Annotated in this window: 11 protein-coding genes; 3 read left to right on the top strand and 8 right to left on the bottom strand. The window is 42.2% G+C overall.

Going from position 1 to position 14,438, the window contains the following annotated elements:
* Positions 1 to 105 precede the first annotated feature (105 nt).
* The 4 genes from EHO59_RS06710 to EHO59_RS06725 all read right to left on the bottom strand — a co-directional run bounded on the left by EHO59_RS06710 (position 106) and on the right by EHO59_RS06725 (position 5,465).
* Positions 106 to 2,181, bottom strand: coding sequence for a glycoside hydrolase family 5 protein (locus tag EHO59_RS06710; protein ID WP_135585961.1), 2,076 nt, complete (start codon positions 2,179 to 2,181; stop codon positions 106 to 108).
* 485 nt (positions 2,182 to 2,666) lie between these two features.
* Positions 2,667 to 3,320: a class II aldolase/adducin family protein gene (locus EHO59_RS06715; protein ID WP_135585963.1), complete on the bottom strand. Its 654-nt coding sequence runs from the start codon at positions 3,318 to 3,320 to the stop codon at positions 2,667 to 2,669.
* The gene (locus tag EHO59_RS06720; protein ID WP_135585965.1) at positions 3,317 to 3,973 is read right to left on the bottom strand and encodes a class II aldolase/adducin family protein; all 657 of its coding nucleotides are present in this window, start codon (positions 3,971 to 3,973) and stop codon (positions 3,317 to 3,319) included. Before EHO59_RS06720 ends, EHO59_RS06715 begins: the two co-directional genes overlap by 4 nt.
* Positions 3,974 to 3,995: 22 nt before the next feature.
* Positions 3,996 to 5,465 (bottom strand): aspartate aminotransferase family protein, encoded by a 1,470-nt coding sequence (locus EHO59_RS06725; RefSeq protein ID WP_135585967.1) that lies wholly within the window; start codon positions 5,463 to 5,465, stop codon positions 3,996 to 3,998.
* A 152-nt stretch (positions 5,466 to 5,617) separates the two neighbouring features.
* Between EHO59_RS06725 and EHO59_RS06730 the strand changes: the two genes are divergently transcribed.
* Positions 5,618 to 6,280, top strand: coding sequence for a TetR/AcrR family transcriptional regulator (locus EHO59_RS06730; RefSeq protein ID WP_135585969.1), 663 nt, complete (start codon positions 5,618 to 5,620; stop codon positions 6,278 to 6,280).
* Positions 6,281 to 6,315: 35 nt separating this feature from the next.
* On the opposite strand, the gene EHO59_RS06735 is transcribed toward EHO59_RS06730, so the two are convergent.
* Positions 6,316 to 7,629, bottom strand: a complete 1,314-nt coding sequence (locus EHO59_RS06735; protein ID WP_135585971.1) for an LA_0442/LA_0875 N-terminal domain-containing protein — start codon at positions 7,627 to 7,629, stop codon at positions 6,316 to 6,318.
* Positions 7,630 to 7,729: 100 nt separating this feature from the next.
* Between EHO59_RS06735 and EHO59_RS06740 the strand changes: the two genes are divergently transcribed.
* Both EHO59_RS06740 and dinB read left to right on the top strand, forming a co-directional pair.
* Positions 7,730 to 8,455, top strand: coding sequence for a ComF family protein (locus EHO59_RS06740; RefSeq protein WP_135585973.1), 726 nt, complete (start codon positions 7,730 to 7,732; stop codon positions 8,453 to 8,455).
* Positions 8,456 to 8,494: 39 nt separating this feature from the next.
* Entirely contained in the window at positions 8,495 to 9,592 is a 1,098-nt protein-coding gene (gene dinB, locus EHO59_RS06745) for a DNA polymerase IV (protein ID WP_135585975.1), read from the top strand.
* A 14-nt stretch (positions 9,593 to 9,606) separates the two neighbouring features.
* Here the strand turns inward: dinB and EHO59_RS06750 are convergent, their stop codons facing one another.
* Genes EHO59_RS06750 through EHO59_RS06760 form a run of 3 tightly spaced genes read right to left on the bottom strand, consistent with a single transcriptional unit; the run spans position 9,607 to position 14,356 of the window.
* Complete coding sequence (locus EHO59_RS06750) at positions 9,607 to 11,475, bottom strand: RecQ family ATP-dependent DNA helicase (RefSeq protein ID WP_135585977.1); 1,869 nt, start codon at positions 11,473 to 11,475, stop codon at positions 9,607 to 9,609.
* A gap of 2 nt (positions 11,476 to 11,477) precedes the next feature.
* Positions 11,478 to 13,442, bottom strand: a complete 1,965-nt coding sequence (gene mnmC, locus EHO59_RS06755) for a bifunctional tRNA (5-methylaminomethyl-2-thiouridine)(34)-methyltransferase MnmC2/FAD-dependent 5-carboxymethylaminomethyl-2-thiouridine(34) oxidoreductase MnmC1 (RefSeq protein ID WP_135585979.1) — start codon at positions 13,440 to 13,442, stop codon at positions 11,478 to 11,480.
* Positions 13,439 to 14,356: an LIC10647 family lipoprotein gene (locus tag EHO59_RS06760; RefSeq protein ID WP_210413031.1), complete on the bottom strand. Its 918-nt coding sequence runs from the start codon at positions 14,354 to 14,356 to the stop codon at positions 13,439 to 13,441. Before EHO59_RS06760 ends, mnmC begins: the two co-directional genes overlap by 4 nt.
* Positions 14,357 to 14,438: the final 82 nt, after the last annotated feature.

Raw genomic sequence — 14,438 nt, forward strand, 5'->3', positions numbered from 1 at the left:
TGTCTTATGAAAATATAAATTAAGGGAATACTAGTTAAGACGAAGAAATATAAGAGAAAAGTAAGTAATCATTTTAAAAACACTCTGGTAATTTCTTACAATATTTTATTGTTCGGCCGGATATCCGGAGTAAGTCATTTTTCCTGTGAAGTAGATCGGGCTTTTCTTATCTATGTTGATCCTTTGGTTTAATCCTGATTGTATTGTCTGTAATACTTGGGAATCAAACGAAACTCCTTGTCCATCCACAAGCAAAGCGTAATGCATTGAATCGTTTGCATCTTCGTCAGAGTCGAGATCGTCCCAAATTAATGTAAGCATTCCCGATCCAGAGTCTCTATTTCTGTCGTCGATAAGTATTGCTTCGTTCGGATCTTGATTTAAGGAAGAAGGGATCAGCTTGTTATAAATCTTTTTCTCCGTAATGAGTAAAGTATCGCCTTTGCTGAAATGAGGAGGAAGATAGATCTCGGTCGGAGCTTCTGAATTCCTTCCTTTCCAAACTATGAATAAGAATCTTTGGTCTCCGAAATATTTAGTTCCAGTATCTGTCGTCCGGATTGCCGCCCACTTGAATATATTATTCCAAGTATCGTAGCCGATTGCATTATAATGAGAGCTGAATACTCTTCCTTGGGATTTTCTGAAATAAGCTCTCTGGATTACATGATAGTCTACGTTAAAGTTTGCTCCATAATTCCCAACTACGGAAAAGTCTTCGTCGTTCCAGGCATCTTTCGTAGTGATCAGTTTGGACGTGTTTCCGTTCATGTATTCTTTGTGATTGTTATAGTAGTAATCCCAATGCCATTGAGTCCCTGAAACTGCCGGATTATAGAGATCAGCAAATCTAGTTTTATTACTTTGGCTTTTATCGGAGATCTCCATGGCTTGATAGACTGCATTGATCATTCGAGGAGTATCCTTCGCTCCGGTTCCTTTTAACCACATTCCGAATTCACTTAAGAAAACCGGAATATTTAAGAAGCGGGCCTCGGTTCGGATATCATCCAAGTATTTGAAATAAGTCGCGTTATCAATGCCGGTGAGATCAGTCCCCATTCTTGCAGCATCGTAGAAATGAGAATTGAATACGAATCCGGAGCCAGGCTGCGTTAACAAATGTCCTCCTCCAGTAGCCGGAACAATTGCAGAGCCTACATTCGTATTCCAAAATACCAAAGGTTCTGCAAAGACCCATTTATTGTCCCAGCCATTTTGATTGAGAACATCTCTTATCTTATAATGGAATGGCCAGAGTTTTTGGTTATCCCATTGCGCAGCAGTGAGTCCTTCCATTCCCCCATCTACAGGTTCATTAAAAGGATCTAATCCTACGATATAATCGAATTCCTGATCGCTTAGATTAGCCTTGATATATGCCGCTGCCTTTCCTACCTGCCAAAGATATTCTGTTTGCATATATCGAGTCCCAGAAGAAGTGGAAAGGCTTGCGTTATTCCAGAAATTTCTGAAGGCTCGACGGATCGCTTCATTTGTTAGATTGTTTTGGCTCCAGTTGGCGCAAACAATCCCGCAATATTCGGAAGGATAAGAGCCTCCGGAAATAATCCAAGCAGGAGCTCCATTGCCAGTATACCAAGAGCTCTTATTGAAAAGATTTCTGGAGAAAAGATCCTGATGGTAGTCGACTAGGATATACATTCTCTTAGAGATTGCCTTTCTCATCTGAGCGATGATTGCGTCTAGATACGCATAGTTAATCGTGTCAACTGCTGTATGAACTCCTTCCCACGCGATTGTGAATCGGACCAAATTAGATCCGTTCGTTTTTGCAAGTCTTGCAAATGCTACATCTGCATCTGAATCGTTGGCGAAGGGTTTGAACCCATGTTGAGCAAGTTTGGTATTTCCGGAGATATTAAAGCCTCGGAAACCGACCTCTCTACCAAGGCCGTCTAAAAAGATCTTATCCACGGTACCGTTATAGTTTTTGTCCCCGGTGAAGATTTTACGTTCTAAATCTGAATTCGCATAATCCAGAGAGTGAATTATAGAAGCATCCGTAGAAAACGCATGGAATTGAGTTTGGTTACCGAATTCGGACGCATGCGGAGTAATAAGCTGCAATGTAGGAGCCCAATTCTTGCTTTGATCGGGGCTACATGCGCTAAATATAAGTAAGAGCAAGTAAGTGATATATATTTGTGTTCTCTTCATCGGCGAAAAGAATATGCAAATTCTTTTATATGCCAAGCGTTAAATATAGAATTTACTTTGAACATGTTCAAAAGAAGCGTGTTATATTTTGTTCGATATAAAATAATTTAAGACGAATTAAGTTTTTTGAAAGTGATTTATAATGGATAGAGTTTGAAGAAACTTATTTTCAACTTAGATAATTTCGAAGTGCGAAGGGTATCTACATGAGAGTTCCCACATAGTTCGATGAAAATTTTCGTTGTGAGAGATGGCAGATTGTGGTATGGGGATTTTGTTGAACGGCAGGGCGGGTACCACCGCTTCGCTCCGGCCCCCACCCACAAGGGTGGGGTGTGCACTTAGATGACTTCTTTCGATAGAGTTAGCCTATCAATTGGATAACAGACTCGTTTGACCTTCGGTCATCGACTCGCCTTGCGGTCGTTTTATAGCTCCTATTGTCGCTGCGAAAGGGCGGGGTGTGCACTTGCAGAGCTTCTTTCTTAGCGATTCTTCTCTGCTTGCTTGGAATATTTTCTCTGGTAAACGAATCGGATCGCTTCGGCTTCTAACCAAGGAACCGGTTTACCACCACCTAGGATTCTTGATTCGACAAAAGCCTTGCTCGCTTTCTCGAGTACCATGCAAACTGCGTGGGCATCATCCAGGCTCTTGTGAGCGCAGAGAGCTCCTGCATCTTTCACATAGACTGCATTCCTTCTTCCGATCGCTGAGATTAATTTCTTGAGGGACTTCTCATCGTTAGAGTTGGAGACTACTTTTGCATTTGGTCCTACGATTTGAGCCATATCGTCCAAGAAGGGGCGAACGGTTTCTCCCGCCATAGAGCAGGTTTGAACATTTTCTTGAGTAGAATGAAGGATAACGTTGAATTCCGGTCTTGCCAAGTAAAGAGAAAGATGCTTTGCTGCTTCATCCGGCACGTCTTTAGGAAAAATCTGATCCGCTATTAAAGGAATTTCTAATAGAGCATTTTTGGATTTCTTTCCTATCGCATTCAGATCTACTTTTTTAGGAGTGATCCAAATGCTTTTGCCGATCTTTACGCTTGCGCATCCATTCTTCGTTAAGATACCTTCTTTCACCAATTGAGGAAGGAATTTCTGAAGTTCGAGAGGGCTTTCCGGTGCCTTCATGCGCTTTTCTCCAAAGAATAATTTTTAAGATACCAGGCTCGGATGGACTCTCTGTCTCCTTTCTTGGCACCAGAGATCCGGACGAATTCCTTCTCTATAAACGCTTGGCAGGCTTTTTCTAATTCTAAAGCAACTTGAAATGCATCTTCCATGTCTTTGCCGACGCACAACGTTCCATGATTAGCGAGTAGGACTGCTTTGCTTCCTGATTTATCCAAGGCTTCAATCGCCATACGGATCAGCTTCTTGGTTCCCGGAAGGGAATAATCTGTGCAAAGAACAGGCCCACCTATGATCTTCTTCATTTGAGAATTTAGTACAGGCACATCTTTTCTTGCGGCAGCGACCACTGCTGCTTGCAATTGATGAGTGTGGATGACGGCGCCTATATTAGAGCGAAGAGCATAGGCCGCTGCATGTAATCCTTTCTCATAGGACGGTTTGATCTTTCCGATATGGGTGAGATCGTGTCGATTCACTTGCACAATCTCTTCCGGAGTTAGATCATCGTATGTTCTACCGGTCGGAGTAATTGCGAAGTAGTCCTCATCTATTCTCTGGCTTATATTTCCCCAAGTGCGAGCGATCAATCCGGATTTTAATAAACGAATTCCAGTATCTCTTACAATTTTCTTTGCCTTTTCCAGTTCCATATTCTCTTCTCCGCTATTCGGTTTAAGCGACGCCTTCTACTTTTTGGAAGACTCTTTCGAATCTTTTCAATGCATCGTCTACAACTGCATCCGTATCTGCAGCGCTTGTATATAAGCGGCTTCCTGCCAGGGTTACGATCCCTTCTGCCATATAAGCCGCTCCCATTTCTTCCATTGCCTTTTTACGTAAATGAGCTTCTTTGATCGTGGACTTGATCTTCCAGAATTTCTTGATATCGATTTCCAAAAGCATAGTTCCCACTGTTTCCAAATGACAGATGGATCCTTGGTTAAAGGCTACGAATGGAAGATTATACTTCTTAATTAATTTTTGTAAACCGGCAGTGATCCTATCTCCGGCTCTTCCTGCTTTTTCGCAGGCCTTTTGTTTTTCGATTTCGAGAAGGGTATAGTATCCAGCAGCTGAGCTGAGTGGGTTAGCGGCCATAGTCCCTCCGATCAGAGCCTTCTTCACTCCGGTTTGAAGACCTGCAGAAAGATATTTCATATACTCTTTCTTACCTCCGAGACCACCGGCAGATGGATACCCGCCTGCTACGACTTTTCCGAAGACAGTAAGGTCAGGAGTGACTCCGAAATATCCTTGGGCTCCGCTCAGTCCGATCCTAAATGCGGTAACGACTTCATCAAAGATTAATAATGCTCCATACTTATCGCAAAGCTCTCTGACTCCTTTGTTGAAGTCGAAATCCAGAGGACGAGTTCCACTCTCAGGGCCAACTGGTTCTAAGATGACCGCAGCTGTGCCTCCTCTCCAACGATTTCTTTTTAAAGTATTTTCGAGAGCATTCAAATCGTTCGGATAGAATTCTTGGGTATATTTAAATACATGTTTAGGGATCCCGTGGGATTCGAAATGTCTAGTGCCAGGGAGTCGGAGTCCGTAAGCGAGTTGATCGCTCCAGCCATGATAAGCCCCTCCCATTTTCACTACGTTCTTCTTCTTGGTAGCGAGTCTTGCAACACGGATAGAAGCCATACATGCCTCCGTTCCGGATCCTAACATACGGAACATTTGCACGGAAGGCATGTGCTCCACGATCTTCTCCGCAAGTTTGAGCTCATACTCATGAAAGAGACCAGTTACAGGACCGGTGCTTTCCAAGAGTTGAATTACCTTTTTGCGAACACTAAGAGGGTTACTTCCCAAAACTGTAGGACCGCCCGCTTGTAGGAAGTCTATGTACTTATTCCCATCTAAATCGTTCAGATAGGCGCCGGAAGCCTTTGTAAACACCAAAGGAAAAGGATAATTGAATGCGAGATTATGCTGCACTCCACCCGGAATATATTCCGAAGCTTCTGCGATCATTACTTTGGATTTTGCGCATTTCTTCTCATAGTAATCCTTCAGGTATTTTTCCATTTCTACCGGTTTGATAGAACGTATAGGCTGATGGATCAGATCATGCAGCTGCTTATAGATTTCTTTAACGTCTGGATATTTGCTGATTGAGAAGCCGGTAGACATGCGATTTTTCCTTTTCGTTCGGGAATATAGGTTGACAGTGAGTGAATACTCACTCACTGTCAACTAGAAAATCTCTGAAAGGCGAAGGCGAGGAAATTTTCCATCGTTTCCCAGGAGATCGGTCACTCAATGACAGTATATAGGCACAAACTGTGACAGAATTTACTCCTTCTAAATACAATAGGGAAACTTTCGATAAAATCCCCGAGGAAAAAAGAACTCGGATCTTATCCGTGGCGATTGCTGAATTTGCAAACCGCGGATTTAATAACGCGAATACGAATATTATTGCGAAGAAGGCAGGCATCAGTGTCGGTTCTCTTTATAAGTATTTCGATACGAAAGAGGATTTCTTTCTCACTGCAGTTGGATACGGGATCAATCAGTTAGAAAAAACCTTAGAGCAAGTTTTAAACGATGAGAATGATCTCTTTGGAAAGATTGAAAGCATTCTTCGAATCATCCAAAAGCATTCCAGAGAAAATCAAGATATCATTCGATTATACAATGAGATCACCGCAGAAGGAAATTCCGATCTGATCCGTGGACTCTCTTCGGAGTTAGAAAGTATTTCCGCAAAAGTTTATACTTCTTTGATTGCGAATGCTAAGAAATCAGGAGTCGTTGGGAAGGAAGTTGACGAGAAAGTCTTTGCCTTCTGTATCGATAATCTTTTTATGACACTTCAATTTTCTTATGCTACTGAATATTATAGAGAAAGAATGAATATCTATTTAGGTAAGGATGTGGATAACGATGAGAAGGTCGTGAAAGGAATTCTATCTTTTATTCGCAGAGCCTTGGAGAAGAAATAATCTAATCAAAATTCTCAAGAAGCAAACTAGCGGAATTATTTTGAAGAGAATTCGAATCGCTTTGTAATCCCGAACTCCAGAATGGTTGTCTTGCTAGAAGCGGACACACTTTTGGCGGCTTGGCCTATTATGAAATATTGAAGAAGGACTTGGTCGGGAGGAGAAGATCCGCTCCCCGCAGCGCTGTAAATATTCAAGGTATAAGAATCCAAACTGTATTTCCATTCGTATGCTTGGAACCCCGTCCAAAAAGAAAGCGTAGGAGTGTATTTAAAATAAAGTCTATAAGAGAATTGGAATCCTTTCGCCTTCCAGAAAGCAGGTTGGTTTAATTGCTGGATATCATTGGCGGCGGGATTGGTTGGATGTAGAAGGGTGATGGTCACATTACCATTCTGGTCTCCGTTCAGTGAGAGCGCATTGACCTCAAATCTATTTTCCCATCTTTCTCTCATACGCACAGAAGCCTTTAAGCCGTAGGAATATCCTCTAAGATGTTCGGTAAAGTTTTGCTGGTAGTTCCCGAAAAAACTTAGGCCCGCTGCATCGGTATCTTGTACAGTAGAACCAGGGTCTTGGCTTTTGGCCCAAAAATATTGGTATCCGATCGTTGGCCGAAGATCCACGCGCAAACTTGTAAACGCCAAAAAGGAAAGATCTCCCTTTAAGGAACTTTGTTTATCCGGATAACTTCCATAAATATCCACTGTATCCGTCGAGGTGTAACTTGTAGTTCGATGCGATCCCTTGCTTTGGACGTGCATCCCGCTCAATCCTCCGCTGAATCTCTTCCAAGTATAATTCGCTCCGTATACTTCAGCAGGCATCGCATGTATGGAAGGATTTCCCACCACGGTAGCGCCGCCTCCCGAAATAAGATTCACGACGCTCTGCACCTTGTCTAAGAAATCAGCAGGAGCGGGCTGGTATTTTCCCATTCCGACTCCGAAATAGAGCTCAAGATCATTTCTTTTGGCTTGGTCAATATAGTATGGACTTTCTGTGATCGGGATCGCTGCAATTGCAGGAGAAGAAGATGGAGTAGGCAAAGGTTCCTGTACTACTTCCGGTTGGGTCGGAGCGATTTGCTTTGTCTTTTCTTCAGCGTCTTTCTTTTCTTTAGCGGTCGGTTCTTTGAAGCTAATTCTTTGTATTTCAGATTTATTTAATTTAAGGATCTTACCGTCTTCTAACTTGATCTGCATAGAAGTCGCAGTTTGCTGGATCACTTCTCCTCTCAGTATCTGGCCGTTTCTCAGATAGATGGTTTGCAACTCAGCTATTAATCCTATAAAAGGAAGAAGAAAGAATATTACAATTACAGTTAGCTTCACTCGAGAGGATAACATTGGACCAAATCGCAACAGATATTATAAATATCTCAATAATTTATTTAATTATATATAATAAAAAGACGAGCAGACTTATTTCTCTCCTACCTGTTTGTGCATGAAGATAAAAGTATTAGAACGTTTGCTCAATATATTCTTCCCGATCCTTTGCGGGATTTGCGGAAAGGAGGATTTCTTTTCCTTAAGATTAGGTTTATGCGGGGAATGCATTCGAAAAACGAGAGGAATCGGTGCCTTCTCCCGATGCAATGTTTGTTCTTCCCCATTGAAGGGAAAAGAGGCATGTGTTTTTTGCGATTCTCGTAATATATTCTTTGATAGGGCACTCAGTATTCGGGATCGAAATGATCTGTTAAGCGAAATTCTAAACCGCCTAAAGTCCAGAAAAGAGTTCACTCTTTCGATATTTCTCTCTTCAGGTTCCAGAAAGATATTAAGGAAATTGAAAGAATTGGAATTTGACGCCTGTGTGATTCTTCCTTCCTTCAAGAAGAGAAGCTGGAGTTCTGGAAAGGAAAGACCATTTTTAGCGAGTTCCAGGCTTTGCAAAGAAGCAAGGGATATATTAGGAATTCCTTTTATACAACCTCTATTAAAATCGAGTGCAGAAAAGCAGGCTGGAAAGAGTTTCTCGGAGAGATTCTTTCATGCTTATAGGTCCTGGAAGATCCATCCAAGTTGGGAGAATCGATGTCCTTCACGGATCCTTCTTCTAGATGATGTTTTCACAACCGGTGCAAGTGTGAATGAGGCGAGTAGGGTCTTAAAGCAAAACGGGGCCAAGTCGGTCTATGTTTTGACCTACCTTAGAACGGTAGATTGAACTTGACGAATCTATATATCCGTTTAGTATAGATCTTGGATGCTTCGAAAGATTCTACATGTAGACATGGACGCATTCTATGCTTCGGTCGAGCAAAGAGACAATCCGGATTATAGAGGAAAGCCTTTGATCGTAGGAGGTCCTCCTGATTCTAGGGGAGTCGTATCTGCAGCCAGTTATGAGGCGCGCAAATTTGGAGTTCGATCCGCAATGCCTTGCTCTAGGGCTGCGAGACTTTGTCCTTCCGGGATCTTTGTGTCTCCTAGATTCGAAGCATACAGTAAGGTATCATCGCAGATCAGGAGTATTTTCTTAGAATACACCGACTTAGTCGAAATGCTTTCTCTGGATGAGGCATTCTTAGATGTTACCGAAAACAAAAAGAATATCCAGTATGCGAGTGTAGTTGCCAAAGAGATCCGAGAAAGGATTTGGGAAGTGACGCAACTCACTGCTTCTGCGGGAGTTTCCATCAATAAGTTCTTAGCCAAGGTTGCCACCGACCAAAACAAACCGAATGGGATGACGATTGTGCGTCCGGAGCAAGTGGATCAGTTTATCGAAGCCTTGGATGTGGGAGTGTTTCCCGGAGTGGGCAAGGTTACATTAAAAAAAATGAATGAACTTGGCATTCGCAGCGGCAAGGATCTCAAGTCCAAGAGCTTGGAAACGCTAGAAAGAAATTTCGGAAAGTCGGGTAGATGGTTTTACTATGTTTGCAGAGGTTTGGATGATCGGCCTGTAGAGCCTTTGCGAGAAAGAAAATCTTTAGGAGCGGAGTCTACTTTTGCAAGCGATCTGGAGACCAGTTCCGAATTGCTAAGAGAACTCGCGGATATCGCAGAAGAATTGGAAAGTCGACTTCTCAAGAAACCGTTTGCGGGAAAGACAATCACTCTGAAGGTAAAATTTTCCGATTTCTCCCAAAAGACAAGAAGCATCACTGCGGATTATTCTTACTTGGACAAGAATGAATTGTATCGGATCGGAAGTAAGTTGTTAGAAGAATTTCTACTCGATACCGGTAAATCAGTGTTTCCTATCCGTTTACTTGGCTTAAGTCTTTCTCATCCAGAAACGAACTCTAAAGCAATCTTCAAATCGGAAGAAGAGGATCTGTTTCCTTCTCTCTTTTGAAAGAAGTTTTGCTCTCAGAATTTTTCTAAAATCTCCAAGATCTCTTTTCCATACTGTTGCACTTTCGATTCTCCCATTCCTTTGATTAGGATGAGATCCTCTAAAGTTTCAGGCTTTTGCGAGGCGATACGAACTAAAACAGGATTTTGTAATACCATGAACTTCTTCCATTTTTTTCTGCGAGCGATTTTGTCTCGGAAGTTCTTCAATTCTTTCAGAAGAAGTTTGTCTCCCGATAATGGGCTCTTCTTAGGAGCGAATTCCGTATCTTTTTTATTAGGCTTCGGTTTTCCAACGGAAGTTAGATAGATCTTAGGATATTTGTCCCCTTTGATGGAGAGCTTCTTGGCTTGGAGCCAATCTTCTAATAGTTTGAGGATGGATTCTTCAGGAACATGTTGCAATGAAGAATAGAATTCGGATCTGTCTAGCCTTCTTCTTAAAACATCTTTAGATTTTGAACCTCTGAGCGCGCTGGCCAGGATCTTCTTTCCGAATTTCGCAGGATACTCTGCGATCAATCCCTCTATGGATCTTTGTTCATCGGAGCTGAAAGAATGAGATTCTCTCTCCTTCTTCTTCTCGGATTTGATCCTTTCTCTTTCCATATAAGCCAATCGACCCACGGAAGAAGTTTTGGAGTCCTGGCAAACATCGCAGGATCCACAAGAATGGATTTCTTCTCCAAAATAATTGCAAAGTATCTTTTGTCTGCAATCAGAAGAGCTTACATACGATTTTACATGAGAGAGTAATGTTTCTCCGCCTTTATAGTTGGCTTCTTTGGAGAGTAAAAAACTTTGAACGCTTAGATCTGCCGGATAAAAGAATAAGACGCAATCGGAAGGCTTTCCGTCTCTTCCTGCGCGACCCGCTTCTTGGTAATAGCTTTCTAAGGAAGAAGGGACTTGGTAGTGCAAGACCAGCCTTACATTCGGACTGTCTAATCCCATTCCAAACGCGTTAGTTGCCACAAGCACGTTTGTTTTTCCGGTACTATATCCGTCTTGCGCCTTTTCTCGACTGGAATCCGTTCTGCCTGCATGGTATTTTCCCACTTTATAGCCGGATTTTCGAAGTAGATCGTATAGCTCGTCTACTTTAGCTCTGGTTGCGCAATAGATAATTGCTTTTCCTGAAGTGGATTTTTGAAAATGATTTTTTTCTAATATGGATAATAGAGTGCTTTCTTTGTCTCTTTCGGACTCCGGATAAAGAACGGAGAATTTTAGATTTTCACGGGCATAGGTTCCTTGTATATGAGAAGGTTCCTTGAGCCCAAGACTATCCGAGATATCTTTTTTTACTCTATCAGTTGCTGTGGCGGTTAACGCTACCCAGGGTGTTCCTTCGGGAAGAGAAGAACGAAGGCTATGCAACTTTCTGTATTCCGGACGAAAATCATGTCCCCATTGAGAGACGCAATGCGCTTCGTCTACTGCGATAAGTGCTACAGGCAATTTAGGAAGAAGGTTTAAGAAAGAACGAGAGACTGCTCTTTCAGGAGAAATATATAAAATTCTAATCTTTCCGGTGGCGGCAGCGGATAAGATCCTGACCTGCTCCAATTCATCTTGGCTGGAATTGCAATAGGCTGCTTGTACCCCTCTTGCTTTTAGTCCGTCCACTTGGTCTTTCATGAGAGCGATGAGTGGAGAGATCACTATGGTAAGTTTATCTTCGTTCCAGAAGGAAGGAAGTTGGTAGATGAGTGATTTTCCTCCTCCGGTGGGAAGGATGGACAATACATCTTTTCCGGAAGCGATTGCTCGGATTGATTCCCATTGGCCTTTTCGGAAACTAGAAAATCCGAAATGCTCTAGTAGCAATTTTTTCCAATCTTCTTCTTTAGAAGAGAATGCGTTTCTTACTTCGGAAGGCAAACTTAGACTTCTCCCTTTGTTTCCAAGTTTCGGATCTTACGGTATAGAAATCTGGCAGGAGATAAGGAAGAGTACAAGCTATTTTCGATCGGTAATGGTTCTCCCAAAAGAATTGCCGCCAAGACCTCACCCCCCAATAAGGAAGTCAATACTCCCCTAGAACCTAAACCGCCGAACACATACAGGTTCTTTTCCGGCTCTAAAATTGGGAATTCTTTCTTTTGGTTTTTAGGGAGTCCGATGCCAGAATATGTTTTTTCAAAAGTTGCGGTTTCGTGGACAGGGCCTAAGATCGGAAATCTATCCTTTGTTTGGGAACGTAAGCCTACAAATTCTGCGCTCACTTTCACCTTTTCCCATTCAGTATCCAAGAAAGTCTTTTTAGCGTATTCTAGAAGTTCTTCCTTGTCCTTTTCGCTAGGATTCGGATCCAAATGGAATTCGTCAAAGCTTGAGCCTAAAACCCTTTTGCCTTTTACATTAGGAGTCAGATATTTTTCTCCTACGAGTATAGGAGAGTTTTGAGAAATCACATTCGGATCTTCTAATACTTCCAATTGTCCCCGTACTTTGGTGAGGGAGAATGGAAGATTTTCCCAGAGAGTGGATAGTAACGGTTCTATCCCGAAAGAGTTCGCAAGAATTAAAGCATCTCCAGAGGCAAGTTCGTTCCCATTGGAATCGAGTAAGGACCAAGAAGTTTCTCTGCGAGAGATCTTGGCGACCTTTCCTTTTTGAAAAAGTATATTAGAATGTTTGCATAAACTTTTCACTAGATCCGGTGTGTTTGTCCAGAATCCGGAAGGATACAGAACGCTTTTGGAGTTTTCCGGAAGTTTCTGCTTTATCTGAGGAGAGTCTTCTTCTAATTCTTGAGCAATCTCTTGGGAAAGAGAATGATTCTTGATCCCTGATTCCAATCGATCCCAAGGAAGATCCTCTCCTGCAAGTTGGATTGTTCCCGAAATAGAATAGGAATGACTGTCTAATAGATCCGGATAGCGACGTAGGGAATGACCGAGTGCTCTAAGAGTCCAGAGGCTGGTAGGTGTAGGATATTTTGTAAGATGAGGATGAGAAACTGCATTTGGAATGGAAGAAGCACGCATCTCATCTTCTTCGTCCCAGATTTCTACTTGGATGTTTCTCCAGGCAAGAGCTCTTGCAACTGCGGCGCCGGCTAATCCTCCTCCTACGACCAATACTTTCTTAGGTCGAATCGGATCGAAGTTGCGATGTAAAAATGGAAGTTCTTTCTTTTCCGAAACGATTTCGGACCCGAAACTCCCGACTAGCATTTCTCTTTTTCTTCCGAAGCCTTTTTCTTTTCTGAGAGTGAATCCTGCGTTGGTAAGGCTTTCTTTGGCCGCTCTTGCTACGGTAAATGTGGAGAGGGTAGCATTCCGATTTGCTAATCTTCCGATCTCAATTCCTATTTTTTCCTCCCAAAGTTCCGGATTCTTGGAAGGAGCGAATCCATCTAAGAAGAATGCATCGAATTTTCCGGATGTTTCCGGGAGAAGTTCTCTTGCGTCTCCAATCCAAAGATCCAGTATTAGTTTTTCTTTTTCAAAGACAAAGGAATTGCAGCCAGGAACGAGTAGTTTATATTTTTCTAAAAAAAGTTCCAGTATCTCCGAAAGTTCAGGAAATACTTCGATTGCTTTTTGAATTTCATGGATTTCTAATGGATATAGTTCGTAAGAAACGAATCTAAGAACGGAAATGGCGGAACCTTCTCTCGATCTTCTCCAGAGCTGCCATGCTGCTAAAAAATTCAAGCCTGTGCCAAAACCCAATTCTAAAATAGAAAAATGAGAATTCGAAGTAAAAGAGGACCATCTTTCTTCTAATTGATTTCCGCTTAAGAAAACATGTCTGGTCTCTTCTAGTCCATTCTCCGGAGAGAAATAGATATCATCAAATTGGGCCGAGACAGGAGTCCCGTTGTCCTTCCAATGTATCATCCTGGATTTTCCGTTTCGGAGGAAGTGGTTTGTATATCCCCTTCTTTCTTGGGCAATCCTGCAGAGGGAAGATTCTTGAGAGGAGGGTAGGCAGGTCCTTCTTCCTTTTTGGGAGTTTCTTTCGAAAGTTGTAATTCCTTTCTGACACCGAATCTGTATGTTGTCATTGTCATATAGAGAGAAGGTGCAGGAAGATTGTTCGCTGTAGTAACTTGGTTTCTGATCTGCATTCCTCTTCCATCCATGCTACCTAAGCTTGTGATCTCTGCGAAGAAGTAAGCATTGTATAGAATAGTATCCGGAAAATACTGACCTATATTATATTCGAATAATACTCTAAGGCCCTTTAGATCCTGGACCTCATTCTTTACGCTAGATATTCTAGTATCATTCTGAAGTATATCCATCCGATAGAAGGCGAGACCATAAACTGGTCCAACCCCGAAATGAACATTTTGTCCTTCGTAATAGCCTAGATACAAAGTGAAATAGATCTGATAATCTTCATAAACATATTCCATATTCCTTCCAAGTTGAGAAGGAAGAGGAAATAACTGATTCATCAAATATTCTTCGGGAGTCTTATAATGTCTTCCGTCGTCAGGATAGTTGATTAAATTACCTCGATAAGTACGAGGAGAAGTCAGGTTAAAGGACCAGGCAAGTCCGCTCAAAAAAGAAAAGAATCCTTTTATATCCTTGGTGCCGGGGATCCTATTTGGGACCGAACCTATAGAGTAATAAGCTCTCGTAACGTTGGAATCCCTACTCACTACATTGCTTTCTGGATCGGAGGCTCTATCCGTAAATTTACGAACAGGAGCTCCTTCTACCGTTGCGGGATGAGTGAAGAAATTAAGAGCCGTATACTCCGCTCCGGCATTGATTACGATCGTATCAAATACCTGGCTCACACTCTTGCAGGAAAATGAAAAGAATACGGACCCAAGAATCCAAATCGAAAGCAGGATAGACGTATTTCGTCTCTTAAGATAC

Origin of the sequence: Leptospira semungkisensis (assembly GCF_004770055.1) — a bacterium.
GTDB lineage: Bacteria > Spirochaetota > Leptospiria > Leptospirales > Leptospiraceae > Leptospira_B > Leptospira_B semungkisensis.